Annotated in this window: 21 protein-coding genes and 1 pseudogene; 10 read left to right on the top strand and 12 right to left on the bottom strand. The window is 72.6% G+C overall.

Going from position 1 to position 26,232, the window contains the following annotated elements; genetic code table 11:
* Positions 1–149: 149 nt before the first annotated feature.
* The 3 genes from OG594_RS33570 to OG594_RS33560 are packed head-to-tail and all read right to left on the bottom strand — an operon-like array spanning position 150 to position 4,264.
* Entirely contained in the window at positions 150–713 is a 564-nt protein-coding gene (locus tag OG594_RS33570) for a DUF1697 domain-containing protein (RefSeq protein WP_266606140.1), read from the bottom strand.
* Entirely contained in the window at positions 710–1,936 is a 1,227-nt protein-coding gene (mgt, locus tag OG594_RS33565) for a macrolide-inactivating glycosyltransferase (protein WP_266606139.1), read from the bottom strand. Before mgt ends, OG594_RS33570 begins: the two co-directional genes overlap by 4 nt.
* Positions 1,937–1,987: 51 nt before the next feature.
* Positions 1,988–4,264: an FUSC family protein gene (locus tag OG594_RS33560; RefSeq protein ID WP_266606138.1), complete on the bottom strand. Its 2,277-nt coding sequence runs from the start codon at positions 4,262–4,264 to the stop codon at positions 1,988–1,990.
* 82 nt (positions 4,265–4,346) lie between these two features.
* On the opposite strand from OG594_RS33560, the gene OG594_RS33555 reads away from it, so the two are divergent.
* Positions 4,347–5,210, top strand: coding sequence for a phosphotransferase enzyme family protein (locus tag OG594_RS33555; protein WP_266606137.1), 864 nt, complete (start codon positions 4,347–4,349; stop codon positions 5,208–5,210).
* 68 nt (positions 5,211–5,278) lie between these two features.
* Here the strand turns inward: OG594_RS33555 and OG594_RS33550 are convergent, their stop codons facing one another.
* Positions 5,279–5,998 carry a 3'-5' exonuclease gene (locus tag OG594_RS33550; RefSeq protein WP_266606679.1) on the bottom strand — a complete coding sequence of 240 codons (720 nt, stop codon included), beginning with the start codon at positions 5,996–5,998 and terminating at the stop codon, positions 5,279–5,281.
* 119 nt (positions 5,999–6,117) lie between these two features.
* Positions 6,118–7,395, bottom strand: coding sequence for an SAV2148 family HEPN domain-containing protein (locus OG594_RS33545; protein ID WP_266606136.1), 1,278 nt, complete (start codon positions 7,393–7,395; stop codon positions 6,118–6,120).
* A gap of 287 nt (positions 7,396–7,682) precedes the next feature.
* Here OG594_RS33545 and glgX point away from each other — a divergent pair, with 287 nt between their 5' ends.
* Positions 7,683–9,797, top strand: coding sequence for a glycogen debranching protein GlgX (gene glgX / locus OG594_RS33540; RefSeq protein WP_266606135.1), 2,115 nt, complete (start codon positions 7,683–7,685; stop codon positions 9,795–9,797).
* On the opposite strand, the gene OG594_RS33535 is transcribed toward glgX, so the two are convergent.
* Complete coding sequence (locus OG594_RS33535; protein WP_266606134.1) at positions 9,782–11,098, bottom strand: MFS transporter; 1,317 nt, start codon at positions 11,096–11,098, stop codon at positions 9,782–9,784. The genes glgX and OG594_RS33535 overlap by 16 nt on opposite strands.
* Before the next feature lie 82 nt (positions 11,099–11,180).
* Between OG594_RS33535 and treY the strand changes: the two genes are divergently transcribed.
* Entirely contained in the window at positions 11,181–13,451 is a 2,271-nt protein-coding gene (gene treY, locus OG594_RS33530; protein WP_266606133.1) for a malto-oligosyltrehalose synthase, read from the top strand.
* A gap of 27 nt (positions 13,452–13,478) precedes the next feature.
* Here the strand turns inward: treY and OG594_RS33525 are convergent, their stop codons facing one another.
* Positions 13,479–14,390, bottom strand: coding sequence for a LysR family transcriptional regulator (locus OG594_RS33525; protein ID WP_266606132.1), 912 nt, complete (start codon positions 14,388–14,390; stop codon positions 13,479–13,481).
* Between the two features lie 83 nt (positions 14,391–14,473).
* On the opposite strand from OG594_RS33525, the pseudogene lpdA reads away from it, so the two are divergent.
* From lpdA to OG594_RS33505, 4 genes and pseudogenes are all read left to right on the top strand, one after another.
* A pseudogene (gene lpdA / locus OG594_RS33520) lies at positions 14,474–15,888 on the top strand (dihydrolipoyl dehydrogenase).
* A 114-nt stretch (positions 15,889–16,002) separates the two neighbouring features.
* Positions 16,003–17,295: a M14 family zinc carboxypeptidase gene (locus OG594_RS33515; RefSeq protein WP_266606131.1), complete on the top strand. Its 1,293-nt coding sequence runs from the start codon at positions 16,003–16,005 to the stop codon at positions 17,293–17,295.
* A 371-nt stretch (positions 17,296–17,666) separates the two neighbouring features.
* A complete protein-coding gene (locus OG594_RS33510) occupies positions 17,667–18,236 on the top strand; it encodes a DinB family protein (RefSeq protein ID WP_266606130.1) in 570 nt (189 codons plus the stop codon).
* A gap of 238 nt (positions 18,237–18,474) precedes the next feature.
* On the top strand, positions 18,475–18,678 hold the full coding sequence (locus OG594_RS33505; RefSeq protein ID WP_266606129.1) for a hypothetical protein: 204 nt from the start codon (positions 18,475–18,477) through the stop codon (positions 18,676–18,678).
* Between the two features lie 130 nt (positions 18,679–18,808).
* Here OG594_RS33505 and OG594_RS33500 read toward each other — a convergent pair whose 3' ends face one another.
* Together OG594_RS33500 and OG594_RS33495 are read right to left on the bottom strand one after the other, a co-directional pair.
* Positions 18,809–19,654 (bottom strand): 2OG-Fe(II) oxygenase, encoded by an 846-nt coding sequence (locus OG594_RS33500; protein WP_266606128.1) that lies wholly within the window; start codon positions 19,652–19,654, stop codon positions 18,809–18,811.
* Positions 19,655–19,990: 336 nt separating this feature from the next.
* Complete coding sequence (locus OG594_RS33495) at positions 19,991–20,185, bottom strand: hypothetical protein (RefSeq protein WP_266606127.1); 195 nt, start codon at positions 20,183–20,185, stop codon at positions 19,991–19,993.
* 1,428 nt (positions 20,186–21,613) lie between these two features.
* Here OG594_RS33495 and OG594_RS33485 point away from each other — a divergent pair.
* Complete coding sequence (locus tag OG594_RS33485; RefSeq protein ID WP_266606125.1) at positions 21,614–22,177, top strand: hypothetical protein; 564 nt, start codon at positions 21,614–21,616, stop codon at positions 22,175–22,177.
* Between the two features lie 84 nt (positions 22,178–22,261).
* Here OG594_RS33485 and OG594_RS33480 read toward each other — a convergent pair whose 3' ends face one another.
* The gene (locus OG594_RS33480) at positions 22,262–23,638 is read right to left on the bottom strand and encodes an IS1380 family transposase (protein WP_266594891.1); all 1,377 of its coding nucleotides are present in this window, start codon (positions 23,636–23,638) and stop codon (positions 22,262–22,264) included.
* A 401-nt stretch (positions 23,639–24,039) separates the two neighbouring features.
* On the opposite strand from OG594_RS33480, the gene OG594_RS33475 reads away from it, so the two are divergent.
* Complete coding sequence (locus tag OG594_RS33475) at positions 24,040–24,477, top strand: hypothetical protein (protein WP_266606124.1); 438 nt, start codon at positions 24,040–24,042, stop codon at positions 24,475–24,477.
* A 221-nt stretch (positions 24,478–24,698) separates the two neighbouring features.
* Positions 24,699–24,914 (top strand): hypothetical protein, encoded by a 216-nt coding sequence (locus OG594_RS33470; protein ID WP_266606123.1) that lies wholly within the window; start codon positions 24,699–24,701, stop codon positions 24,912–24,914.
* 59 nt (positions 24,915–24,973) lie between these two features.
* Here OG594_RS33470 and OG594_RS33465 read toward each other — a convergent pair whose 3' ends face one another.
* Both OG594_RS33465 and OG594_RS33460 read right to left on the bottom strand, forming a co-directional pair.
* Entirely contained in the window at positions 24,974–25,483 is a 510-nt protein-coding gene (locus tag OG594_RS33465) for a GNAT family N-acetyltransferase (RefSeq protein ID WP_266606122.1), read from the bottom strand.
* A 68-nt stretch (positions 25,484–25,551) separates the two neighbouring features.
* On the bottom strand, positions 25,552–26,115 hold the full coding sequence (locus OG594_RS33460) for a DUF1707 and FHA domain-containing protein (protein WP_266606121.1): 564 nt from the start codon (positions 26,113–26,115) through the stop codon (positions 25,552–25,554).
* Positions 26,116–26,232 lie beyond the last annotated feature (117 nt).

Genomic DNA, 26,232 nt, shown 5'->3' with positions numbered 1-26,232 from the left:
GCCACGAGCCTGGCACATCCGGCCCGTCGGGTTGCCGCCGGGTTGCCGTCGGGGCACGATGAACTGCCGCGCCGACGGGAAGGACCTAGGCGTATTGACCCGGGGCGCACATCTGTTCGCGCGATCCTGCGGGGGCCTCGGACCCGGGGTCAGACCGCGGTCAGCTCCACGAGCTTGGCGACGGTGTTCCAGTTGCGGGTGGTCACGTCGATGCCCTTGACGACGGCCGGCTTGGCGAGGGCCTCGGCGAGCTTGGAGCGCCCCAGGCCGTCGGGGACGTAGAGGTAGAGGACGCGCTCGCCGATCCGGTACTCCTCGGGGAGGTACGCCGCCCCGTCGAGCGCGGCGAACCGCTCCGGGCCGGGCTGTTCGGAGCAGAAGGTGACGTGCAGCTGCTTGCCCTCCAGCTCCGCGGCCGGGAACGGACAGGCCTCGGCGACGGCGCGCAGGTACGCCCCGTCCAGCACCAGGCACGCCACGCGGAAGCCGAAGTGGGCCTCGATGGCCGCCTCCAGCTCCCGGGCGAGGGCCGCCGGGTCCTGCTGTGCGCTGCTGAAGACGGCGTTGCCGCTCTGCAGGTACGTCGCCACGTCGCCGTGGCCGAGCCCCTCCAGCAGCGCGCGCAACTCCGCCATCGGGACCTTCTTGTTCCCGCCGACATTGATCCCGCGCAGCAGGGCCGCGTACTTCTTCGTCGTCGCCTTCTTCGTCATGGGCGCACCTTAGGACCCGCCTCCGACAATTCGGCCTCGATGAGGTCGGCCGCACCTCGCGTGCCGCCTTCGGTCGCCATCTGCGCGCGGACGGCCGCGGCGCGGGCGGCGACCTCGGGGTCGGCGACCAGGTGGAGGACCGCCTCGCGCAGGGTCGCGGCGTCGGCGTCCGCCATCGGGACGTGGCGGGCCACACCGAGCGAGACCAGCATGTCGGCATTGGCGAACTGGTCGACGGCCTGCGGGACGGCGACCATCGGGGTGGCGGTGGCGAGCCCCTCCTGGCTGCCGCCGGCCCCCGCGTGGGTGATGAAGGCGTCCGCCTGGCGCAGGACGTCCAGCTGGGGGACCCAGCGGTGGACCTCGACGCCGGCGGGGACCGGGCCCAGGTCGGCCTCGTCGGTGAACTTGCCGATCTGGAGGACGAGGTACCAGTCGGGAAGGTCCGCGAAGGCCTCGATGCAGGCGCGGTAGAAGGCCGGCTGCTTGGTGAAGGCGGAGCCGAGGGAGACGAGCGCGATCTTCTTGTCCTCGGCGGCCGGGGGCCGCTGCCAGGTGCCCTGGGTGGCGCTGCGGTCGCCCTGGCAGGCGCCGACGAAGGTGTACACGGACCCGTCGACGCGATCGGCGTGCGGCTGGAGCGCCCGGGGGATGAGGACGATGCTGCGCCGCGGGCGGCCCTGGAAGCGGTCGACGTCGTCGCCGAGGCCGTTCTCGGTGAGCCAGGCCGCGAACGCCGCGTAGTACGCCCGGCCGCGCTCGGACGCCTTCAGCTCGGCGAACATCGGCTCGGCCACCTCCTGCTCGTATCCGTCCCAGGCGACCAGGTTCGGGGAGAGGGAGACGGCGGGGACGCCCCAGCGGTGGGCGAGCACGGGCGCCGGGTAGGAGGTGATGTCGTGGAGCACGAGGTCCGGCTCGTCGCCCGCGAAGGCGGCGGCGAGCTGCGGGAGCGCCTGGACGGCGTCCTTCAGGAACGGCTCCAGGTGGTCGATGAGCTCGGTGCCCCAGGCCTCCGGCTCGTCGTCGGTCGGGAGGGTGGAGGTGTAGACGACGGGCGTGGCGCCGGTCTCCGCGACCCTTTCGGCGAAGGAGGCGGGGACGGCGTAGCTGACGCGGTGGCCCCGCGCCACGAGTTCGCGGATCACCTCGATGCTCGGGTTCACGTGCCCGTGGGCGGCGATGGAGAACATGGCGATGTGGGCGGGCTTCGCTGTGGTCATGATCGGACCTTAAGCGAGACGATACGTCTCGTGCAACCTGTTTGCCGCGGCTCAGGGCGGCCCGGCACCCGCGGCCCCACCGCCCGACCCGGCCGCACCCGAGGCCCCGTTCGGACCCGAGGCCCCGTTCGGGCCCGAGGCCGCGTTCGGACCCGAAGCCCCGTTCGGACCCGAGGCCGCACTCGGACCCGACGCCCCGTTCGCACCCGTGGGACCGGACGGGTGGTCCGATCCCGTCATGCGGTCGACGTCGACGTTCAGCGAGTCCAGCCAGGCCAGCGCGGCGAAGAACCGCGGCGAGGAGACCCCCGGCGGCTCGTCCGCAGCCGACCGGCCGGACGGTGGCTCGCCCAGCGGGTTCGCGGCCTCCGCCGGCGCCGCCCCCACCCGCTCGGCCGCCTCCCGCATCCGCGTGGCCACCCCGGCCGCCCGGCCGTCCAGCCGGACGCTGTTCGCCGGCCCCACCGCCGGACCTCCGCGGACGAACAGCCGGCGCGAGCCCCACAGCACGTGGTGGCCCGACATCATGGCCGCGTGCCAGTCCGTCCTGGGGTCCTCGGTCGTCCGGGGCTCGCTCTGGTGCTGCGCGAACGCGGACTCCGCCATCGTCAGCGCGTGCTGGAGCGGCCGGTCGTCGGGAACGCTCCCGGGCCCGCCCTCCACCACGGCCGCCGTGGTGCGCTCGACCGTGTCGGCCTCCGTCGCCAGGAGCAGGGCGACCGCCCGGTGCAGCTCCCGCTGCGCCCCGCGCGGCCAGGCGAGCACCCCGAACACGACCCCGATCAGGCTGCCGATGATCACGTCCAGGATCCTGACCTCGGCCAGCTGCCAGGTCACGGGCGCCAGCTGGGCGAAGACGAAGGCCACCGTGAGGGTGAACAGGCCCTGGGCCCAGCCCACGCCCCGGACCGGCCCCACCCGGAACGCGGTGAGCATCACGAACGGCAGCGCGATGGCGTAGACGGTGGTGTGGCTGCCGATCAGGGCCAGCAGCAGCCCGGTGACCACGGCGCCGAGCAGGGTGCCCGTGATCGCCACGCGTACGGTCGCCCGCGTCTGGGCGGCGGTGGTCCGGGTCAGGCTGAGGACGGCGAGCATCGCCCAGAAGCCGTGGGGCAGCGAGTCCACGCCCGCGATCGTGCGGGCGGCCGCCAGCGCGAGGCTGATCCGGACGGCGTTCTGGAAGTACACCGAGCGCGGCCCGGCGTGTCCCGCCAGTCGGTGCCACCACAGGCGCGGCGCGCGCTGGCCCGCGTACCAGAACCGGCCCGAATCGACGTCTTCGGGCACCCGCGCGCGCCGGCCCCGCACCGCCAGCTCGGCCGCCGTCGCCAGGGCCACGGCCGCGTCCATCACCTCCAGCACCGCCGCCCGGCGCCGCCCCCGCGCGGCGGTCGCGGGTGCCTCCCGCGCGGCCGACGCGGCGGCTTGCTCCCGTAGGCGCCGCAGGGCGTCGGCCGCTTCGGTCGCATCGGCGCGGCCGTCCAGCAGGGCGGCGCTCTCGCTGACGGCCCGGCCGACCGCGGTCAGCATCTCGGGCTCCTGCGCCATCGGCACCGGGCCCGGGGGCGGCGGTGGCGGCGGAAGGTTCACGAGGCGGGCGAGGAGCGTGCGGGCGGCCAGGCCCGCGTGGGACAGGGCGCGGTCCCTCAGGCCCGGCCCGGCGGGGCGCTCCGCCTCGTCGGTCCGGAAGGGGCGCAGCGACTCGCCGGCCGCCCGGGCCGCCTCCGCCGAGGCGGCGGACAGCGTGTACGGGGCGCGGCCCAGCTCGGCAACGCAGCGGGCGGCGGTGTCGCACACGCCGGCGGCCAGCCGGCGGTAGGTGGGTCCGGGCTCCTCGGGCAGGACGAAGACCTCGGCGAGGACGAGCAGCAGGAGTCCGAAGGTGGCCCCCAGCAGCCGTTCGCCCAGGGTGTCGGGGGCATAGGGCGGGAAGCACGGCAGGATGTAGAGCAGTTGCAGCCCGGGCGCGGCGCCCGCCGCACGGGGCCCGGCGGCCGCCACGAAGGCCAGGAAGAAGCCGATCAGGAGCATGCCGAGGACGGCGCTCCAGGTCCGGATCGCGAGGAAGGTGCCGAGCGTCAGCAGCACCCAGGCCGTGGGAGTCGCCCGGACCATGACGGCCGCCCGCTGGCGTCCGGTGCCGGGGATGTGGGAGAGCGCCGCCATCGACACCGCGGCGAACAGCGCGTACGTGGCGGCCACCGGCCGGTCCAGTGCGTACAGGCAGACGAAGAACGAGGCGCACGCGGAGAGGGTGGTGCGCAGGGCGCGCCGCGTCACGACCGAGGGGCCCCGGTCGGCGCGTCCGTCGTGTTCGGCGCACATGACTCCAGGATCGGGCCACCTGCCGGAAGCCACCACATACTGGCGGGCGGCAGCGGATCCATCGAGGGGCTGGAGCGACGACATGGACGAGGCACGGGCGCGGAACGTACTGGCGGCAGCGGGCCTGACCGGGGGCGCGCCCGGGGAGGCGGTCCTCCTCGCGCTCGGCGAGAACGCGGTCTTCGCCGTCGGCGACCTGGTGGTGAAGGTGGGCCGGGAGGCTGCGCTGCTGGAACGGGCCGAGCGGGAAATCGCGGTGTCCGGCTGGTTCGCCGCGTCCGGGATCCCGGCGGTCCGCGCGGCCGAGCCGAAGCCGCGGCTGGTGGACGGGCACCCGCTGACCCTGTGGCACCGGCTCCCGGACGCGGTGCGGCCCGCGGGGCCCGGGGACCTGGCGGCGCTGCTGCGCCTGGTGCACGCGCTGCCCGAGCCGCCGTTCGCCCTGCCCGCGCGGAACCTGCTGGACGGGGTCGAGCGCTGGCTGCGGCTGGCGGGGGGCGCCGTCGACCCGGCCGACGCGGCCTATCTGCGGGCCCGCCGGGACGCCTACGCAGGTGAGCTGGCGGCCCTGACGCCGCGGCTGCCCCCGGGCCCGGTCCACGGCGACGCCCTGCCCCGCAACGTCCACGTGGGCCCCGACGGCCCGGCCCTGGTCGATCTGGAGACCGTGTCGGCCGATCTGCGCGAGCACGACCTGGTGGTGATGGCGCTCACCCGCGACCGGTACGGCCTGCCCGCCGAGGAGTACGAGGCCTTCGTGACGGCGTACGGGTGGGACGTCCGCGACTGGGAGGGCTGCGCGGTCCTGCGCGGCGCCCGTGAAACGGCCAGCTGCGCCTGGGTCGCCCAGCACGCCCCGGCCAACCCGGCGGCGCGGGCCGAGTTCCGCCGCCGCGTCGCCTCCCTCAGGAACGGCGACCGGGAATCGCAGTGGCACTCCTTCTAGGGGGTGTCCTGCTCGGGGGTGTCGTGCCGATCGGGCACCGCCAGCCCGGCCTGATGGGCGGGGCGCTCCTACGCCGGGACCAGGCCCCGCAGCGGCCAGGCCCCGTCGATCACCGCGTCCGGGGTGCCCTGGCGGCGCAGGTACGACTGGAAGTCCCGGGCCCAGCGGGCGTGCCAGGTGCTCTGCCGCGCGTGCAGGTCGGTCGGGGTGAGCGCGGCCACCTCCGGATGCCGCTCGGCTATCGCGCGGGCCACCTGGACCGCGGCCAGCGCGTCCGCCCCGGCGTCGTGCGCGGCGTCGAGGGTGACCCCGTACACCCCGCAGACCGCCTCCAGGGTCCGCTTGCCCCGCCGGTAGCGGTCCACGGCCCGGTCGATGGTCAGCGGGTCCACCACCGGCCCGGTCGGTGCCCCGCCCAGCCGGTCGGCCAGCGAGGGCAGCCCGTGCCGGGCCAGCTCGGCGCTCAGCAGGGTCAGGTCGAAGGCCGCGTTGTACGCGACCACCACCGCGCCGGCGCGCCAGTGGCCCACCAGCGCTTCGGCGACCTCGTCCGCGACCTCCCGCACCGGGCGCCCCTCGGCGACCGCGCGCTCCGTGCTGATCCCGTGGATCGCCGAGGCCCCCTCCGGGATCGGTATCCCCGGGTCCGCGAGCCAGCCGCGCCGCTCGCGCACCGCTCCGGCCCGCACCTCGACCAGGGCCGCCGTCACGATCCGTGATTCTTCCGGCTCCGTGCCGGTCGTCTCCAGGTCGAATCCGATCAGCACACCGCCGTGCCAGTCCCCCATGCCGTGCCAGTCCTCCACCCCGTGCCCCTCCCCCGTACACCTTCGGTCAACGGGTTTCAGCCTGCCACGGGGCACTGACAGCCAGGCCGCCGGGGCCGCCGGGGCCGTCGGGCCTCGGGTCAGGACACCGGCCGGGAGTCCTCCCACATCGATTCGAACTCCTCGCGGTACGTCGTGAACAGTCCGTGCTCCGCGTCCTTCGGCACCCCGCGACCGCCGCCCCGCAGCACCAGGACGGGCGACTCCATGCCGCGCGCCCGCCGCAGGTAGGACTGGACCACCGCGATGCCCGAGGACTGCCCCTCCACCAGGTAGGCGGTGAACCGCGGGGTCTCGTCGAAGACGTGGATCTCGAAGCGGGAGGGGTCCCGCAGACCCGCCCGGACCCGGCGGACGTGCAGGATGTTCATCTCTACCGAGCGGCTCAGCTCCCCCTTGCGCAGCCCCAGTTCCCGCTCGCGCCGCTTCACGGCGCTGCTCGCCGGGTTCAGGAACAGCAGCCGCACCCGGCACCCGGCCTCCGTGAGCCGGACGAGTCTTCGTCCCGAGAAGTTCTGGACCAGCAGGTTGAGCCCTATGCCGATGGCGTCGAGCCGTCGTGCGCCCCCGAAGAGGTCCTCGGCCGGGAGCTGGCGCTGGAGCCGCACCCGGTCGGGGTGGACCGAGATGACGTCGGCGTACCGGTCGCCCACCAGGTCCTCGACGGCGTCGATCGGCAGCCGTTCCGCGGAGGGGCTGCCGGAGACCCCGCCCAGCACCTCCAGCAGGCGCGCCGAGGCCCGCTCGGCCTGCTCCAGCACGGGTCGGGACAGCGCCCGGTTGCGGGAGACGACGTTGCGGGTGACCTCCAGCTCGTCCAGGGCCAGCTCGATCTCGCGCCGGTCGTCGAAGTACGGCTCGAAGCACGGCCAGTGTTGGACCATCAGCTCCCGCAGTTGGGGCAGGGTCAGGAAGCTCAGCACGTTGTCGTCGGCCGAGTCGAGCAGGTAGCCCTTGCGCCGGCTGACCTCGCGCACGGCCACGGCCCGCTGCACCCATTCCTGCCCGGCGGGCCCGGCGGCCGCGACGACCCAGTCGTCCGTGCCGTGCACCGGTTCGTAGATCGGCCGGAGCACCGCCCCGACCACCGCGCGCAGCCGCTGTTCGATGAGGTTCAGCCAGATGTACGCACGGCCGGCCCGCTGTGCCCGGGTCCGGACCTCGCTCCAGGCCTCCGCGCCCCAGTCCAGCTCCACGCCGGTCCCCGCGCTCCCGGCCGCCGCCGGTCCGCCCGCCAGGGAGACCGCCCCGGCCGGGATCCCCGCGGGTGTCCCGCCGGGGACACCTCCTGGGGCGTCCGCCGGACCACCCTCGTGACTGCTGTCACCAGGGGGCAGCTCCAGACCTCCCGAGCTCACCCGTGCACCGCCTTCTGCGTCTGGACGCCCGTCTCCAGTGATCACGGAAGGGTACTCCGCGCGCACGTCCCGGTGCAGCCCGACGGCCCTTACCGGGGCCGTCCGTTGACCCATTATCCGATGCGCACACAGTCCGCTGACCCGCATATCAGCTCTGCGGGTCACCCGGTAGGACCCCTCCCAAGTCCGCGCTTGCGGCCCCTCTTTCGGGGAAGATCTGGCAGGGACTTGGGTCCACGCCGGGTCAGCCGGGACATCTTCGGGCAACGAGGGAAGAGTCGTTATCTATGCAGGTCTGGCCGGGACAGGCGTATCCGCTGGGTGCCACGTACGACGGCGCCGGCACCAACTTCGCGGTCTACTCGGAGGCCGCCCGACGCATCGAGCTGTGTCTCCTGCACGACGACGGGTCGGAATCGGCCGTGGAGCTGCGCGAGACGGACGCCTTCGTCCGGCACGCGTACCTGCCCGGCGTCATGCCGGGCCAGCGCTACGGGTTCCGGGTGCACGGCCCGTACGAGCCCGAGCGCGGCCGGCGCTGCAACGCGGCGAAACTGCTGCTGGACCCGTACGCGCGGGCCATCAGCGGCCGGGTCAGCTGGAACGAGGCGGTGTACGGCTACCACTTCGGCCGGCCGGACTCGCGCAACGACCTGGACTCCGCCCCGCACACGATGAGCTCGGTGGTGGTGAACCCGTACTTCGACTGGGCCAATGACCGGCCGCCGCGCCACGAGTACCACCACACCGTGCTGTACGAGGCCCACGTCAAGGGTCTGACCATGCACCACCCGGACCTCCCCGAGGAGCTGCGCGGCACCTACGGGGCGCTGGCGCACCCGGCGGTCATCGGCCACCTCGCCAAGCTCGGGGTGACGGCGCTGGAGCTGATGCCGGTCCACCAGTTCGTCAACGACCACCGGCTGGTCAACGACGGGCTGAGCAATTACTGGGGCTACAACACCATCGGGTTCTTCGCCCCGCACAACGGCTACGCCTCGGGCGACCGCGGCCAGCAGGTGCTGGAGTTCAAGTCGGCGGTCCGGGCCCTGCACGAGGCGGGCATCGAAGTGATCCTCGACGTGGTCTACAACCACACCGCCGAGGGGAACCACCTGGGCCCGACGCTGTCCTTCCGGGGGCTGGACAACGCCTCGTACTACCGGCTGGCGGACGATCCGCGCCACTACATGGACACCACCGGCACCGGGAACTCGCTGCTGATGCGTTCCCCGCACGTGCTCCAGCTGATCATGGACTCGTTGCGGTACTGGGTCACCGAGATGCACGTGGACGGCTTCCGCTTCGACCTGGCGGCGACGCTGGCCCGCCAGTTCCACGAGGTGGACCGGCTGTCCTCGTTCTTCGACCTGGTCCAGCAGGATCCGGTGGTCAGCCAGGTGAAGCTGATCGCGGAGCCCTGGGACCTGGGCGAGGGCGGCTACCAGGTGGGCAACTTCCCGCCGCTGTGGACCGAGTGGAACGGCAAGTACCGGGACACCGTACGGGACCTGTGGCGCGGGCAGCCGCGCACGCTCGCGGAGTTCGCGGGGCGACTGACGGGCTCCTCGGACCTCTACCAGGACGACGGGCGGCGCCCGCTGGCGTCGATCAACTTCACCACCTGCCACGACGGCTTCACCCTGAACGACCTGGTCTCGTACGACGAGAAGCACAACGAGGCCAACCGGGAGGGGAATCGGGACGGCGAGACCCACAACCGCTCGTGGAACTGCGGCGTGGAGGGGCCCACCGAGGATCCGGAGATCCTGGAGCTGCGCGAGCGCCAGATGCGCAACTTCACGGCCACCCTCATGCTGTCGCAGGGGGTGCCGATGCTCAGTCACGGCGACGAGTTCGGCCGTACCCAGCAGGGGAACAACAACGCCTACTGCCAGGACAACGAGTTGAGTTGGGTGTGCTGGCCGGAGCCCGGCAAACCGGCGCCGTCCCTGCTGGAGTTCACCCGGCGGATGGTGTGGCTGCGCCGTGACCACCCGGTCTTCCGGCGGCGCCGGTTCTTCCACGGGCGGCCGGTGGAGGGCACGCACGACGAGCTGTCCGACATCGCCTGGTTCACCCCGCACGGGGAGGAGATGCGGGCGCGGGACTGGCAGGCGCAGCACGCGAGGGCCCTGACCGTCTTCCTCAACGGGGAGGCGATCTCCGAGCCGGGCACCCGCGGGGAGCGGATCACGGACGATTCGTTCCTGCTGATGTTCAACGCGGGCGCGGAGCCGCAGGACTTCACCGTTCCGGCGGGGCACGGCGCGCAGTGGCGGCTGGTGGTGGACACGGCGCGGGCGGACGTACTGCCACCCGGTACCGGGCCGCAGTACGCGGCCGGTGACCGGGTGGCGCTGACGGGGCGGTGCCTGGTCGTGCTTCAGCGCCCGGCGTAGGCGGCGCCGCTCCCGTCCGCCACCGGGGCGGAGCCGGTCCGCGGGCCCGGGACGCGCACCTCGGCGGTGTGCGTCCGGGCGGCGGGCACCCGGGTGACGAGGGCGAGGAGCAGGCAGAGCGCGGCCGCCCCGACGGCCACGGCGAAGGCCCCGTCGGGGCCGTACGCCTCGGCGAGGCGCCCGCAGACGACGAGCGCCGTGGCCTGCCCGGCCACCAGGCAGCTGGCGGCGAAGGCCATCGAGGTGGAGAGGCGGGCCGGTTCCACGGCCCGCTCGGTGAGTGCGAACGCGGTGATCAGGTGGGGTGCGTAGGCGGCTCCCAGCACGGTGACGACGACGTACAGCGGCCACAGGCGGTCGGTGAAGAGCAGGGGCACCGAGAGCACCAGGGCCGCACCGGTCGCCGCCCGCCAGCGCAGCCGCAGCCCGAAGCGGGCGGGCAGCGCACCGAGGGAGATGCCGACGACCGCACTGACGACGCCCATGGCGGAGTAGACGACGGCGGCCTGGTCCGGGACGCCGAGCCGGATGGTGAGCGCGGTGATGCCCGCCTGGCAGGCGCCGAACATCGCGCCCTGGAGGGCGAGCGAGCCGCGGACGGCGTGGATCACGCCGGGCGGCCGGACCCGGCCCCCCGGGCCCCGGTCCCGCGCGGGCGGCCCTCCCCCGGACTCCGCCCGGGAGTGCCCCCCGGTGACGGCGGCGGTCGGGTGCAGCGCGAAGACGGTGCCGAAGACGGCGACGAGGCCGGCCGCACCGGCGAGGGCGACGGCCGGGTGCGCGACGAGCGCGGCGAGTCCGACGAGGGCGGGCCCGAAGACGAAGGAGACCTCGTCCAGGGTGCCTTCGAGCGCGTGGACGGCGCCGACGACGCCCTCGTCGGCCTCGGCCCGGTGCGCCAGCGCCACCGAGCGGGTGCGGGCGAGCGGTCCGATCAGCGGTACGGAGGCGCCGGTGAGGGCGCCGAGCGCGGCGAGCGGGACGGTGGCCAGGTGCGTGAGCGCCCCGGCGACGAGGGCGGCGGTGGCCACGGCGTTGACGGCGGCCGCGGCCAGGACGACCGGGCGCTGCCCGTGGCGGTCGGCGAGCCAGCCGAGGACGGGTCCGAAGAGGACCTGTCCGATGGAGAGGGCGCCGCCGACGGTGCCGGCGGTGGCGAGGGACCCGCTGGTCTGGGCGACCAGCAGGAAGCTGCCGAACTGGGACATCGCGACGGGCAGTCGGGCGAGGAAAGAGACGAGCGGGAGTAGGGGCCCGGTCAGGGCGATGACTCTTCGATAGGTGCTGACGGTTCCAACCACTTGATCGACACTAACCCGGTGCAGTCACTCGGATGCATTGGGTCATGGCACGGAATCCGGCAGGTTGGGTACGTACGTTCTCATGAGCCAGCCGCACGCGACCCCCGAATCGGAATCTGACGTTCCGACACCCGTCACTCCGACGTCGACCTACCGCCTCCAGCTGCGCCCGGAGTTCCCCTTCGCGGCGGCCGAGGCGGCCGTACCGCACATCGCCTCGCTCGGCGTGTCGCACCTGCACCTCTCCCCGGTCCTGGAGGCGGTGCCCGGCTCGACGCACGGCTACGACGTCACCGACCACTCCCGCGTGCGGGCCGAGCTCGGCGGCGAGCCGGGCCTGCGGTCCCTGGCCGGGGCCGCCCGGGCGCACGGGCTCGGGCTGGTCCTCGACATCGTGCCCAACCACATGGCGGTACCGACCCCGCTGCGGCTGAACCGGCCCCTGTGGGAGGTGCTGCGGGAGGGCCCCGCCTCGCCGTACGCCCGCTGGTTCGACATCGACTGGGAGGCGGGCGGCGGGCAGGTCCTGCTGCCGGTCCTGGCCGGCCCGGTGGAGTCCTGCGAGCTGCGGGCCGTCGGCGAGGTGCTGCACTACGGGGAGCAGCAGTTCCCGCTGCGGGAGGGGACCTCGCAGCTGGCGCTGCCCGAGCTGCTCGCCGCGCAGTGGTACCGCCCGGCCTGGTGGCGCGAAGCCCGCACCGCACTCAACTACCGTCGGTTCTTCACCATTTCGGACCTGATCGGGGTCCGGGTGGAGGACCCGGAAGTGTTCACGGCCACCCACGCCAAGGTGCTGGAGCTGGTCCGGGACGGGGTCGCGGACGGGCTGCGGATCGACCACGTGGACGGCCTCGCCGACCCGGAGGAGTACCTGCGGCGGCTGCGGGCGGCGGCGGGCGACGGCTGCTGGGTGGTGGTCGAGAAGATCCTGGCCCGCGAGGAGCGGCTGCCGTCCGGCTGGCCGGTGGCGGGGACCACCGGCTACGACGCCCTGCACCGGGTGGACGGGGTGTTCACCGACCCCGAGGGCGCCGCGGAGCTGGCGGCCCGGTACGGGGAGACCACCGGACTGCCCCGCTGGCCGGAGGCGGCCCGGGCGTCCGCCCGGGAGGTGCTGACCGGCGACCTGGCCGCCGAACTGGGGTCGCTGGAACGGCAGGCCGGTCCGGAACTCGCCCCAGCAGTAAGGGAGTTGCTGATCGCCTTCCCCGTCTATCGGCCCTATCCCGGCGAGCCGGACCTGCCGCCGCAGGCGCTGGAGCAGGCGGCCGCGGCGGCCGGTCCGGGCGCGGTGGCCGCCGTACGGGAGCTGCTGCTGCGGGATCCAGCCTTCGCCGCCCGCTTCGCCCAGACCTCGGCGGCCCTGCGCGCCAAGTCCCTGGAGGACCGGGCCTTCTACCGGTACGCGCCACTGTTGTCGGCCACCGAGGTCGGCGGGGAGCCGGGGCGGCCGGCCGTTTCGGCGGCGGAGTTCCACGCGTACTGCGCCGACCTGGCCCGGGAGTGGCCCGCGGCCGGGACGGTCCTGTCCACGCACGACACCAAGCGCAGCGCGGACGTCCGGGCCCGGATCGCGGCGCTGTCCCAGGCGCCGGAGCTGATGGGGCGCCCCGAGGGGCCCGACCCCCAGCTGGCCTGGGTGGCCCGGCAGACCGCGCTCGGGCTCGGCCGGGTCCCCGAGGCCGGGCCGCGGCTGGCCGACGCCCTGCTCAAGGCGGTCCGCGAGGCGGCCCTGCACACCAGTTGGACCGAGCGGGACGAGGAGTACGAGGCGGGCGTGGCCGGGTACGTCCGGGCTCCGCTCGACCTCCCGGCGGAACTGGCCGGGGCGGCCCGGGCGAACCTCCTCGGCATGACCGTGCTGCACCTGGCGATGCCGGGCGTCCCGGAGGTCTACCAGGGCGCGGAGACGGAGTACCGGGCCCTGGTGGACCCCGACAACCGGCGTCCGGCCCGCTTCCCCCACCAGGCACTGGCCCGGCTGGACGCGGGGGCCGCCCCCGGGGATCCGGCCGAGGAGAAGCTCGGGCTCACGGCCACCCTGCTGCGGCTGCGGCGGGACCGGCCGGAGCTCTTCCGGGGCTACGCGCCGGTCCTCGCGCGGGGCCCGGCCGCCGACCACCTGCTGGCCTTCACCCGGGCCCCCGGGCTACTGGTGGCGGCCACCCGGCTGTCCCACCGGCTGGCCGCGTCGGGCGGCTGGCGGGACACCCGCCTGCACCTGCCCCCCGGCACCTGGACCCGCCTCGCCCCCTGCTCCCCGCACGCGGACTCCACCGCGTCGCACAGCGGTCCGGCCGAGGTGTCCGCCCTGCTGGACGGCCACCCGGTGGGTGTCTGGCTGCGCCGGTGATCCGGCGCGGCCGGGGCCGTCCGCCGCTCAGTGCGGCGGACCGCCGGGACAGCCCGGATCCGGTGCGTCCCGGCCGCCGAACAGCTCCGCGAAAGCGGCCGCCGCACCGGTCAGCGGGACCCGGGAGAAGACCGCCAGGGGCCGGTGCCACGGAGGATCGAGGGAGAGCAGGACGCAGTCCTCGCCGACGGCGCCGCGCACCATGTGGGCCGGGGCCATGACGACGCCCACCCCGGCGGCCGCCATCCGTACCGCCGTCGAGGTGTGTTCCGTACGCAGCACCGTGTGCGGGGTGAACCCGAGCGCCCCGCACGCCCGGTCGAGGACGAGGACACCGTCGACCAGCGGTTCCATCGCGCAGCGGATCCAGTCGCGGTGGGCGAGTTCGGCGAGTCCCACGGCCGAGCGGCCGGCCAGCGGATCGTCGAAGGGGACGACGATGACCAGCTCCTCCCGGCCGATCCGCAGCAGCGGCCCCGGCCAGCCCGCGGGCTCCGGGCCCACCGCGAGGTCGGCGACGCCCCGTTCCAGCTGCTCCTCCAGGGCCTCCGTACTGCCGTACTCCCGCAGCACCAGGGACACCCCCGGATGCAAGGTCCGCCAGCGGGCGGCGACGCCCGGGAGCAGGCCCACGGCCAGCGCGTGCACGGTGGCGATGTGCAGTTCGCCGCCGGCCACCCCGGCGGCGGCGCGGGCGGCCCGCTCGGCCTGACGGGCGCTGCGGACGGCGAGCTGCGCGTGCGGGAGGAAGGCGCGGCCCATGGGGGTGAGCCGGACCCCGCGGGGCATCCGCTCCAGCAGCGCGCCGCCCACGGACCGCTCCAGGGCCTTGACCTGGTGGGACAGGGCGGGCTGCGTGACGTGCAGACCGTCCGCGGCGCGGGTGAAGGAGGACTCCTCCACGACGGCCAGGAAGTACTCCATCTGGCGCAGGCTCATGACCTCGAAGCATAAAGATCCTGCATGACCTCCAGAAGATCATTTCCTTGGACTTGATCCAACGGGCGGGGCAGGCTCGGGACATGACCAACGACAGCGCAGTGGATGTGATCGTGATCGGCGGCGGTACGGGCGGCTACAGCACCGCCCTGCGCGCCTCGGCCCTGGGCCTGAGCGTCCTGCTCGCGGAACGCGACAAGGTCGGCGGGACCTGCCTGCACCGGGGGTGCATCCCCAGCAAGGCCATGCTGCACGCGGCGGAACTCGTCGACGGCATAGCCGAGGCGCGCGAGCGCTGGGGGGTCCGGGCGAGCGTGGAGTCGGTCGACTGGTCGGCCCTGACCGCCACCCGCGACGACATCGTCTCCCGCAACCACAAGGGTGTGGAAGCCCACTTGGAACATGCGGGGGTGCGGGTGGTGCGCAGCGGGGCCCGGTTGACGGGTCCCCGGTCCGTACGGAGCGAGGACGGGCGGGAGTTCACCGCAGCCCGGGGGATCGTCTTGGCCACCGGATCCCGGCCGCGCACCCTGCCCGGCCTGGAGCCCGACGGCCACACGGTGGTGACCAGTGACGACGCGCTCTTCGCGCCGGGCCTGCCGGCTTCGGTGCTGGTGCTGGGCGGCGGGGCGATCGGGGTCGAGTACGCGTCCTTCCACCGTTCCATGGGCGCCGAGGTGACCCTGGTCGAGGCCGCGGACCGGCTGGTGCCGCTGGAGGACGCGGACGTGTCCCGGCACCTGGCGCGGGGCCTGAAGAAGCGCGGGATCGACGTGCAGACCGGGGCCCGGCTGGAGGGGGCCGAGCGGCTCGCCCCCAGCGGGGTCCGGGCCATCGTGCGCACCGCGCGGGGGGGGAGCTGCGGGAGATCGGGGCGGAGCGCCTGCTGGTGGCGGTCGGGCGGGTCCCGGTGACCGACGGACTGGACCTCGCGGCGGCCGGACTGGCCACCGACGGCAGGGGGTTCGTGGCCCCGGCCGACTGGTCCCGGCTGGAGACCGCCGTCCCGGGGATCCACGTGGTGGGCGACCTGCTGCCGCCGCCCTCGCTCGGGCTGGCGCACGCCTCCTTCGCGGAGGGCCTGCTGGTCGCGGAGACCCTGGCCGGGGTGGCGAGCGCACCGGTGGACTACGCGGCGGTGCCGCGGGTGACCTACTCGGCCCCGCAGACCGCCGCCGTCGGGCTGACGGAGGCACAGGCGCGCGGGGCGGCGTACGACGTGGTGGTGAACACGATGCCGCTGACCGCGGTCGCCAAGGGCATGGTGCACGGGCAGGGCGGCACGGTGAAGGTGGTCGCCGAGCGGGACGGGCGCGTGCTCGGCGTGCACCTGGTGGGACCGCACGTGTCGGAGATGATCGCGGAGAGCCAGCTGATCGTGGGTTGGGACGCGGAACCGGGCGATGTGGCGCGGCACGTCCACGCCCACCCGACGCTGTCGGAGGCGGTCGGGGAGGCCTTCCTCAGCCTGGCGGGCCGCGGACTGCACCAGCAGTAGCCCGAACCCCTGTGCCGTGCCCCCGGGCCTCGGCCAGGGGTTTCACCCGGAATTCGGGGAACTGCGGGGCCCGCGGAGCAGTAGCCGGCGGGCCCCGCGGGCATGGCATCCCTTGTGACTCTCCACCGTGACATGCGCTACCCCACACCGCGGGAACTCGGGCTCGCCGCCCGCGCTCTGGCGGACGAACACCCCGGCGAGGTACGGCTGCGGCAGGCCGGCACCTCCCGGGCCGGGCAGCCCCTGTGGGTGCTGTCCGTCGCCGCGACGGGCGGCGCCCCGGGCGGGGCCGACCGCAACGTCCTCGTCGTCGCCGGGGCACACGCCAACGAGCCCGTCGGCGGCGCCACCGCCCTCTCGCTCGCCCGGCGCGTCCTCGACGACCCGGCGCCGCGGGCCGGCTGCGGCTGGCACTTCCTGCTCTGTGCCGACCCGGACGGCGCGGACCTGCACCGCACCCCCCACCCGTACTCGCTGTTGGACTACCACCGGAACTTCTTCCGGCCGCCCGGCCCCGAACAGCCCGAGTGGGCGCCGTCCTTACTGCCCCCGGACCGGCTACCGCCCGAAACCCTCGCCCTGATGGCGCTCATCGACGAACTGCGGCCCGTCCTCCAGGCCTCCCTGCACGCCACGGACCTCGGCGGCTCCTGGGTGCAGCTCACCCGGGACGTACCCGGCCTCGCCGAGCCGTTCGGCACATCGGCCGCCGAGCTGCGCATCCCGGTGGAGAACGGGGCTTCGGACGCGGCGGGTTGGCCCTCCCCCGGACCCGGGATCTTCGTGATCCCGCAGCCGGGCAGCGAGGCCGCCGGGGCCTTCCACCCGGAGGACACCCGGCTGAGCACCTGGTACCACGCCCACCGCTACGCCGGCACGACCGCCATCGTCGAAGTCCCCATGTGGGCCTCCGACCTGGTGGACGATCCGACCCCGCACCCGGACCCGCGCGGCGCCCTACAGATGCTGGCCGAGCGGCTCACCGCGGACGCCGCGCTCGTCGCCGCGGTCCGGAGCCGCGACGGCGTACGGCCGGGTCCGCAGGCGTACGAGGACCCGGCCACGGCGCCCCTGCTGCGCGCGGTGGACTGGACGCTCGCGCTGATCCCCCGGATCGCCGCGGAGTGGACGGCCGGGGCTCCCGCGGAGGCCTCGGCGGCGTACATCGCCAGCATCGACGCCTTCGGGCGACGGCTATCGCTGCGCGCCGCCGCGATGCTGCTGCGGGTGCTGCGCGCCCAGGGTCATCCGGCGGCGCCCGGGCTGGACCGGCTGGTCACCTGGTGGTGCGAGGACTTCGCGGCCCGTTTCGGAGCCCGCTGGGTCCCGGTGGCCACCCAGGTGGAACACCAGTCCCGGATCGTCCTGGCCGCCTACGACCGCCTCGTCGCGGCCGACCGGGCCTAGGGCGTCTGCTTCGGATCTTGCCGGGCCCGCGGCGCCCGGCACCGCACCTCGCCGCGTGTCGGGGCGCCCGAGTACGTCCCGTACACGGCGCGCACCTCCGCCTCGCCCTGCTTCCCCTCGGCCCTGCGGGCCCGGGGAGACCCCAGGGCACCGGACGCCGCGGGCTCGGCCGACGAGATCCCAAAGAGACGGCCTCGGCCGGAGTGGCGGTACGGCGCCGTGAACCGTGCGACGCCGAGTGGAGCTCGCCCGGCCGGGGCGCACCAGGCAGGTCAGGGCGGCGGCCATGGCCAGGCCTCGGCTCTGCCGGTCGTTGCGGACCACGTACGGGATCTTGAGACCACGAGCAGCCCGTGGCAGGCTCTTGCCACATGATCGATGACTTCGCGAAGGACAACCTGCACGGGAGACTGCGGCGGGACCGCGAGGCGCTGCTCTGGAAACTCGACGGCTTGTCCGAATACGACGCCCGCCGACCTTTGACGGCGACCGGGACCAACCTCCTCGGCCTGGTCAAACACGTGGCCACCGTCGAGGCCAGGTACTTCGGGGAGGTCTTCGACCGGCCTTCCCCGGAACCGCTGCCCCGGTGGCAGGACTCCGACGGCAGCGATCAGTGGGCGACCGAGGACGAGACCCGCGATCAGATCATCGGGTTCTACCGGCGCACGTGGGAACACTCGGACGCGACGATCAACGAGCTCCCCCTCGACGCCCCCGGCCACGTGCCGTGGTGGCCGGATCCTCACGCCGACACGAACCTGTTCGCCATCATGGTCCACGTCCTCGGCGAATCCATCCGGCACGCCGGGCACGCCGACATCCTGCGCGAGGGCCTCGACGGCCGGACCGGGCTGCGCCCCGAACACGAGCAGCAGATCGACGAGGCAGCCCGTGCAGCCCACTGCGCGAAGATCGAGCAGGCCGCCAGGCGCTGGTAGCTGGTCGCCCCGTTGCCGCCGACGTTCGGCACGTCGCCCGCCACCGCGCATCGCCGCTTCACGGTACGGACGGGGCGGCTGTGCTCTGGCCGCTGCTCGGGGCAGCCTCGCGCAATGAGCTGTTCCGTGTCCCCGGCCGTGCACGCCCCACACACGCACCTCCTGCGCACGAGTTCGCTCGATCTGGAAGCGGCTCAGGAGCCTCCTCGAAGGTCAGGGGCTCGACCCGACCACGACCGTGCTGGTCAACCTCTTCCCGGACGGCGGCGTGCGCCAGTTCGGCCAGTGCATCGATGAGGACGGCCGTGCCTCCTGCTTCGACCTGGTCTACGACCCGGGGACGCCGAAGGCAGCGGGCGAGGCCGTCCTCCGCACCTGGTCCGGCATCGCCGATGCCTTCGTCCGGCGACCTCCGGCACGCAGGACCGTCCTACCTGAATGACCGCAGGTGCACGGGCCGACGAAGGCGAGGACGTGTTCGGCCTCGCCTTCGTCGCGGCGGTCCGGGCGTCGACAGCCGGCCGGCCACGACACGGCTCGTACGAGGGCCCGGCGGGCGGACTGAGGGGTGCTCAGGGCCTGGACGGGCCCAGGATGGCGTCGGGGCCGGGCTGCGGCAGCGCCACCGGCCTGGCGCCGTCGTGGTCCTCCTCTGCGTCGTGGAGGGGTCGGGTGCCCTCGGCCGCGTCCGCCAGCCACTGCCAGACGTGCGGCCGGCGGGCGTCCGGGCCCGCGGCGGGCTCCCCGCCGGAGATCCAGGTCGTGAGGGTGAACCGGTGGTCCGAGAACCGTCCGCTCGGGCAGGTGGACGGCACGACCTCGTGGAAGGCGCCGGAGGGGAAGAAGACGATGGTGTCGTGCTCGGGCTCGATCGTCCTGTAGGACTCCCCCGGCCGCGCCCTGCCGTCCTCCACCACGGTGTCGTACAGGCGGAGTTGGCCGCCGCCGAAGCCGCGCGGCCTGCGGTGCAGGTAGTACACGGCGGACAGTGCCGTGCTCACGTCCCGGACGCGTGAGGCGTCCGTGTGCATGCCGAAGTGCCCGCCTTCACCGTGCGCCGTCAGGACGGTCAACGACCGTGCGAGCGCGGACCGGTGACCGAGGACCTCCTGCACGAGCGGCAGACAGTCGGCCAGGTGTGCGCTGAACACCTCGCTGGTCACGGGAAGGACCAGCGAGTCCCGCCCCTTGCGGGACACCTGTCCGGTCAGGGGGTCCAGGACGGTGCCCGCCGTGAAGTCCTCCCCCCGCGATATCGCGTACTCCAGCAGGTCGGCGGCGCGCTCCGCCCCCAGGAAGTTCTCGAAACGGCAGACCGGCGCCGGTACCGAGAGCGCGGGGGACCACCGGTCGGCGTGCGGCAGGACTCGCGGGCTGATTTCCATCGGCGTGGCCGGTTCCATCGTGTATCCGCTCATAGCCCGGAACCGTACGACGGCGGCCGCCCGCGCCGAAGGAGCACGAGGGGGCGCACAGGAGTGCACGGCGCACGCCCGCGCCGGGGCGTCCGGCGCGGCGCGCTCAGTGGGAAGCGGAACCGGGCCCGGGGGGTGTCCCGTCCTGGCCCCGGGAGGGCTCCACCGCCAGGGAGTAGCGGTGCTTCGGCCGCCCGGTGGCACCGAGCCGGTCGTAGAAGCGGATCGCGCCGTCGTTCCCGGACTCTCCCTTGTACCGCTTCTGAGCGTATCGCGCGCCCCAAAGCAAGGGCCCCGTACAGCGGGTGCCGTACGGGGCTGTTGGCCTTGCTTGCTGGGCTAGTACAGCTCGCCCGGCATAGGGCCGGGGGTGACGCTAGGAGCATCCTCGGGACAGGCCCACAGCGTCGTTCCGGGCCCGCTGGTGCTCTCGATGTACTGCACTCGCACGGGGGCCGTGGTGGTCTCGTGACACACGATGCACAGGGCCACGTCACCGAGCGGGGGCGGGGTCGTCAGTCCGTCGACGGTCACGCTGCCACCCCTGCCATCTGTCGCGAGAAATCAGGCCCCGCAGCGTTGTGCCAGTAGTCGACTCCGATAGCCGCGAAGCCTGCCGCGTAGCGCCGTTCCAACTCCTCGGGCGAGCATGGACGGAGCTGCATCGTGGCGCCGCTCGGCCTGAAAATCTCGCGCCTGAGCTGCACTCGGACCGTAGGCGTCACTCCATTTCTTAGCCGAGTACTTACGGCGCTATAGCTTCCCGTACGGCCTCTCTGTCGTCTGTAGCGGAGTCCCCGCCATGCATCTCCCATTTTTCGGTGCAAACTGTCATAGGGCACACATACCGGCTATCGCCCCAGGGTGATGGAACGTCAGAACCACACACGCGAGCCACAGTTGGGCGCTAGCGTTTCCTCCGCGAAGCCGCATATGCGCGCGCCTTCGTCTAATCCAATCACTCAGGGCTGGTTCCTGTAGGTGCAACGAAAGATGACCAGCCCTCGATAGGAGAGAGAAAAATGCGCAACGGCCCGTAGTCCCGGGCTTGACAAGGGAGTTGGGCGGCCGATACCCCCAGCGCCGTCAGTCAAGGCAGGGACGTGATATATGGCAGAAATTTAACCAACTAGGAGCAGAACTTGAGCACAACAAATCCATCAGCTAGCGCTGTCAACAAACTGACGGCAGCTCTCATTTTCGTGCTGGCAGTTCTCATCGGCCTCGGTGCCGGGGTAATCGTGTCGGCAGCGGGAGCCACCCTCTTGGCGTCCCTCGGCGTAGGCGGGGTTGCATTTGTCGGCGCAGCCACAATTACGCAGGCCTTGGCCAAAGTGTGGGTGAGCGGACTGTAAGGTGCGCCGTCCCCCGGACCTCCAGTTCGGGGGGCATTTGACTAAGCACGCGCAGCGCGAGGGCGCTTGAGCGATTTGCGTACGCATCCGTCCAGCGGGGGCCCCCTGGTCAGAACGGCGGACGCTCGCCCGACTGGAGCCGCGAACAGGCTTCCGCAGCGCACCCGCCCGGTTGATTGCGTGCGGTCTCGCGGTTGTGGCACGCGACGCACAGCGGACGCAGATGCTTGAGAGCGTCTGGATTCGCCTCGCCTCGTGCGATCAACTCGCGTCGGGGCACCGGGTGATGGTCAGCCACGTTGGCCGGACGGCCGCACAGCACACACCACGGCTGCCGATACAGATGGGCCCTGCGGACGCGCTGCCACCGTGTGTCATAGACAGCACCGCCACGTGACGCACGGTCGCGTTGGCCTCGCGCTCATGAGCGGTACAGCGGCCACCACGGGCGGTCAGTTCGGGGCACCCGGGTACAGAGCAAGGGGGCGGGGTCGTCGCGGCACGGGGCTCCTCGCAATTGGGCGAAACGTCACATTTCGGTAAGGGTGGTAAGGGAGGTTTCAGCGTTCGCGGTTCGTTCGCCTCCACCAATGCCTAACCTGCCGAAATGGACTGGCTACCTCTAGCAAGTGCGGCTCTCGGCGGACTCATAGGCTCCGGCTCTACCCTCATGGCGGATAGGGTGCGCTGGCGGCGGGAAATTACTGAGCGTGCAGCAGAGCGGCAGCGAACAGAGGAACTCCAGCAGCGAGCTGCTCGCCATATTGTTTACGCTGAATATCTAACTGCGCTTTCGCGTATCAGGAACGGGCTTCGCGAGATGGCTCACGATCAGTTGCTGTCTCTGGATGAACGAACCGCCCGCCTCCAGCAGGTATTCTTGGATTCAGGGGCGTATGAGCTGCGATCTCAAATGCAGTTGATAGCCCCGGAGCCTGTCGGTGAACATGCAGAAGATGCCTATAAGGCACTGCGCCGCCTGCGTATGGCAATTGAGGGTGGCGCTTCCTTCCAGGACGCTTCGTATCTTGCCCAACGGGATCACTACCACGGCAAGCTAGCCACCTTGAAACAGGCATTACGTCATGATCTAGCCTCGATCTTTCGTGACGGTCCGTCGGCTTCTTCGGCGGGCCGTTTCGGTTGTTCGGGTCGGTGGCGGGCACGCTGATGGCCCGGCTGTCGCGTCGGGTGGGCGCCGGATTCCACGGCTCCGGTCGGGGTGATGCTGCTCGCAGGGACGGGAACGTGCTGGTCAGTCGGGGTTTGGGAGAGCTTCGAGCCGCGCCAGCGCGTCGGTGATCACGTCGGTCCAGGGCCAGTGGCGTGCGAACCTCAGGTGCCGGCGGCGGGCGGTCGTGACGATCTGGGCGGCGGCGGAGAGAAGGCGGAACCGGAGACGGCGGGGCTCCCACCTGCGGATTTCGCCGGTCAGAGCGAGCATCGGCATCCAGGCCAGCAGGTCCAGGGCGAGCTGGACGATCTCCAGCCAGATCTGGTTCTGTGCGGTGTCGTGCAGGGGCAGGTTGCGCAGGCCGGTGGCCCGCGCGGCCCGAATGCGGTCCTCGGCTCGCGCTCGCTGGCGGTGCCGCAGCTCCAGTGCCGCGATCGGCATGTCGGTGGTGTTGGTGGCGAAGCAGGTCAGCCGCAGTCCGTCAGCGTCGGTGATGCGCAACTGGGCGCCGGGATGGGGCCGTTCCTTGCGGACGATCAGCCGCATTCCCTTCGGCCAGCCCTTGAGGCAGTCGCCGGTGATCTCGGCGACCCAGGCCCCGTCCCGGATCTCGCCGCCGGGCTCGATCGCTGCCGTCCAGGCCGGGGCGGGGACCTTGAGTACGGCCTGGTGGATCTGTTCGGTGAGGGTCATGCCGACCGAGTACGACAGCCACCGTCCGCGCTGGGCGAGCCAGGCGACGAACTCGTGGGTGCCGCCGCCGGAGTCGGTACGGATCAGCGTCCGGCGTCCGCGCCGGTACTTCTTCGGCAGTTGCGCCAAGGCGAGCCCAGCCGTGGTGATGTGGTCGGCGGCGGTGTTACTGCCTGCGTTGCCCGGTCTGAGCAGGCTGGCGACCGGCTCACCGCTCCCGCCGCTTCCGTGATCGACGAAGCCCATCAGGGGGTGGTGTCCGAAGGTCTTCTTCCAGGTCGCGGTGGCGTCCTGCTTCTCGGAGTGGGCCAGCACGAGCACCCCGTCCAGGTCCACGATCACCTGCCCCGCGGCATCCGGCGCCGCAGCGCCGGCCAGCTTCCAGACGCGCTCACGCGCTTCGGCCCGAGCGGCCCTTATAGCGGACAGGGCCTTCGGCCCGGCTGCGGCGAGGGCGTCGACGAGCCGGGAGACCGTCGGGTCGGAGGCCACCGGCCCGAACACGCCGGGCTCGGCCCGCAGCGTCCCGACATCCGCGAGGCAGTCCCCGCCCAGCGCGACCGCGAGGGCCACGTCCAGCAGGATCTTGCCCGGATCGTGCACCGCCCGCGGCCGTCGCCACGGCGCGAGCGCCGCCGATATCGCCTGGTCCAGCCCGGCCTTGCGGACCGTCTCGACCAGCAGCACGGCCCCGGCCTGTGACACCACCCCACGGCCACCGCCCTCGATGCGGACGCGTGGGTAGGACCCGATACGCTTCTTCACCTGGGAAGTGCCTCCGGCGGTGGCAGGAACAAGGACCTCGACAATCCTCATTCTTGCTGGTCAGAGGCACTTCTCGCTTACCTGACCACCCGTCGGACAGCCCGCTTCATGAAAGCGCGAGGCTAGAGATTGAGTCCTAGTTAACTGCACCGAACTCCGTGCCTGCACCCGTCTGCGGAGCGGTGCAGCAGCGTCATACCGGGCCGCCCGTCGCCTCGCGCTCATGAGCGGCACAGCGTCCACCACGGGCGGTCAGCTCGGGGCACCCGGGTACAGAGCAAGGGGGGCGGGGGCGTCGGGGCATGGGGATACCTCCATCTAGCGTGCGTAGCGGTTTGGTGACTATTAGTAATGGGAAGATCCACGCGCGTCGGCAGCGAGCCGGCCAGTGAGGAGACGCCATGCCCGAGACCACGCCCAACTCAAAGGGCCCCGCCAAGACGCAAATGTCACCCGAGCAGATGACAAGCCTCGGACTGAGTCCCAACCCTGAGGCGGCAGCGCCCAAGAAACCCGTGCTCGTCCCGGCATCCGAGGTCAAGCCTGAGGATGCCGCGACCCTGTCGATCGAGTACCGCGACGGTCGGCCCGTGGTCGTCGTGAGCGATGGGAAGTACGTCCCGTCCGAGCTTCCCGTTGTGAACGGTTCTGGCGCGGTGTATGCGGCTCGATTCGCCTGGGTGAACGGCCATGCGGTCCTCCACACGCCCGATCCGGTGCCCGCCCCGGCGCCCAACAAGCCCCAAGACGCGCAGTGGGTCGCGCTAGGCGACAGTTACACGGCGGGTGCGTTCCTCGCTGTCGACAGGTACGAAGCAGACGACTTCACTCAACGCTGACAGTTGCCCGCCGCCCCGATACGGACCACTCAGAGCCCATGCCGGGGCGTCGCGCTGTCCAGCTCGGGGCACCCGGGTACAGAGCAAGGGAGGGCGGGGCTTTCGGGGCATGGGGTACCAAGAGTGCGCGAGGGCTCGGGCAATCCCTGGCTTTTCGGTCATCTGTACGTACTGATATCTGTAAATTTGACGGATTCCTCGCGACCCTGTCTCCTGCCCCCATGTCTGAGAACATGAGCGCTGATGGCGCGACCTCCACCCCAGGCGGCAACTTCAAACTTGACTGCGGAAACGTGCGCTTGAAGGCGGAGAACGTCACCGAGCGCGTGCAACTGGTGGTTGTCTCCACCCTCTCGCTCGCTTTCCTCGGGGCGCTGTCTTTCGGCGCATGGATGCTGGTACAGGACTCCCGCCATGACCGCGAGGAAGACAGCTAACCCGGCGCACACACCGCACGCCCAGGAGCGTCTGGGTGTAGGCCGTACCGGCGAGCGGGTTACGTACTGCGGTGGTCATGCCCTCTGTGGAGGGCGGGAGGTTCCCGGCATCGCCCCTGGTCAGCGTCGCGGCTACCACTTGTCTTACTCCAGAAGTAGAAGTCTGGAGCATCCGGATTCCAGTCCGGGGTCTGCCACTGGACCTGGTCGAGGTCGAGCTCGTGGGCCAGGCCCGTCACGGCGTCCATCAGGGCGGCGCCGAGACCGTGGCCGCGGGCCTCCGCCGCCACGTAGAGGCAGTCCATGTGCAGGTAGCGCCGGGCGTCCCAGAAGGAGAACTCGGCGGAGCAGGCGGCGTATCCGGCGACCGTGCCGTCCGGGGCTTCGGCGAGGAGCACCCGCAGTCGGGCGTCCTCGGCGAAGAGCTGTGGGCCGAGTCGCTCGGCGAGGTCCGGCGGGCGCGGCGCAGCCTTCTCGTACGCCACGTGCTCGTGGACGAGTTCGACCAGGCGGGGCAGGTCCCCGACGCGTGCGCGGCGGATGACGGGAGCGTGTTCGATGACCGCCATCCTGCGCGCCGGCTCCCGGCGGCGGACCGGCGGGCCCCCCGGGCGCCCCGGGGACCCCGGGGACCCCCTCAACTCGACGAGAGCCGGAAGGTCATGTTCCCGAAGCTGACCTGGTCCCCGTCGCGGACCACGGCGGAGCCGGTCACCCGGTGCCCGTTGACCGTGGTCCCGTTGGTGGAGCCGAGGTCCTTCAGCACCCACACCCCGCCCTGCAGCGTGAGCTCCGCGTGCGCCCGGGAGACCGTCTCGTGACTGAGCCGCAGCCCGTTGCCGGGGTCGCGGCCGATCCGCAGGGCCACCGCGCTCGGATGCGGCAGCAGCAGCTTGGGCAGGCGCTCGGCGTGCCAGGCGCGCCGGACGCCGACGGACACGGCTGAGACCCGGCCGACCCAGCCGAACAGCCGACGGGTCCAGGGGCTTTCGGCCGCCTGCCGGGACTGGAGGTCGGCCGTGAGCACGGCGAGGTCCTCGGAGCGGCGGGCGACCAGGGCGAGTTCCATCCGGCGCAGGAAGGTGTCGTGGGACAGCTTGCCGAGGGCCGCGCCCTCCCGGAGCTGGCCCAGCGCCCGGTCGCGCTCGGCGTCGGACAGCCGCGGCGCGGGGAAGGCGGGGATCTCGAAACTGGACGTCACAGGGTGATTGTCGGCCCGTCGGGGCCGGAGTGTCCAGAACTCCCCCGCCACGCCCGGAATGATGGGCACGATACGCATGCTGGACACCGCCGCCGACGAGGGGACCGTCCGTGCAGT

This window comes from Streptomyces sp. NBC_01214 (assembly GCF_026340975.1).
Taxonomy (GTDB): domain Bacteria; phylum Actinomycetota; class Actinomycetes; order Streptomycetales; family Streptomycetaceae; genus Streptomyces.
This window is presented reverse-complemented; position numbering and strand designations above follow the sequence as displayed.

Excerpts from the sequence above, each read along its gene's own strand:
- OG594_RS33465 (WP_266606122.1), bottom strand. The coding sequence starts at position 25,483 with ATGGCGGTCATCGAACACGCTCCCGTCATCCGCCGCGCACGCGTCGGG.
- glgX (WP_266606135.1), top strand. The coding sequence starts at position 7,683 with ATGCAGGTCTGGCCGGGACAGGCGTATCCGCTGGGTGCCACGTACGAC.
- OG594_RS33470 (WP_266606123.1), top strand. The coding sequence starts at position 24,699 with ATGTCTGAGAACATGAGCGCTGATGGCGCGACCTCCACCCCAGGCGGC.
- OG594_RS33550 (WP_266606679.1), bottom strand. The coding sequence starts at position 5,998 with ATGGGGGACTGGCACGGCGGTGTGCTGATCGGATTCGACCTGGAGACG.
- treY (WP_266606133.1), top strand. The coding sequence starts at position 11,181 with ATGAGCCAGCCGCACGCGACCCCCGAATCGGAATCTGACGTTCCGACA.
- OG594_RS33500 (WP_266606128.1), bottom strand. The coding sequence starts at position 19,654 with ATGAGCGGATACACGATGGAACCGGCCACGCCGATGGAAATCAGCCCG.
- OG594_RS33525 (WP_266606132.1), bottom strand. The coding sequence starts at position 14,390 with ATGAGCCTGCGCCAGATGGAGTACTTCCTGGCCGTCGTGGAGGAGTCC.
- OG594_RS33560 (WP_266606138.1), bottom strand. The coding sequence starts at position 4,264 with ATGTGCGCCGAACACGACGGACGCGCCGACCGGGGCCCCTCGGTCGTG.
- OG594_RS33475 (WP_266606124.1), top strand. The coding sequence starts at position 24,040 with ATGCCCGAGACCACGCCCAACTCAAAGGGCCCCGCCAAGACGCAAATG.
- OG594_RS33510 (WP_266606130.1), top strand. The coding sequence starts at position 17,667 with ATGATCGATGACTTCGCGAAGGACAACCTGCACGGGAGACTGCGGCGG.
- OG594_RS33555 (WP_266606137.1), top strand. The coding sequence starts at position 4,347 with ATGGACGAGGCACGGGCGCGGAACGTACTGGCGGCAGCGGGCCTGACC.
- OG594_RS33485 (WP_266606125.1), top strand. The coding sequence starts at position 21,614 with ATGGACTGGCTACCTCTAGCAAGTGCGGCTCTCGGCGGACTCATAGGC.
- mgt (WP_266606139.1), bottom strand. The coding sequence starts at position 1,936 with ATGACCACAGCGAAGCCCGCCCACATCGCCATGTTCTCCATCGCCGCC.
- OG594_RS33570 (WP_266606140.1), bottom strand. The coding sequence starts at position 713 with ATGACGAAGAAGGCGACGACGAAGAAGTACGCGGCCCTGCTGCGCGGG.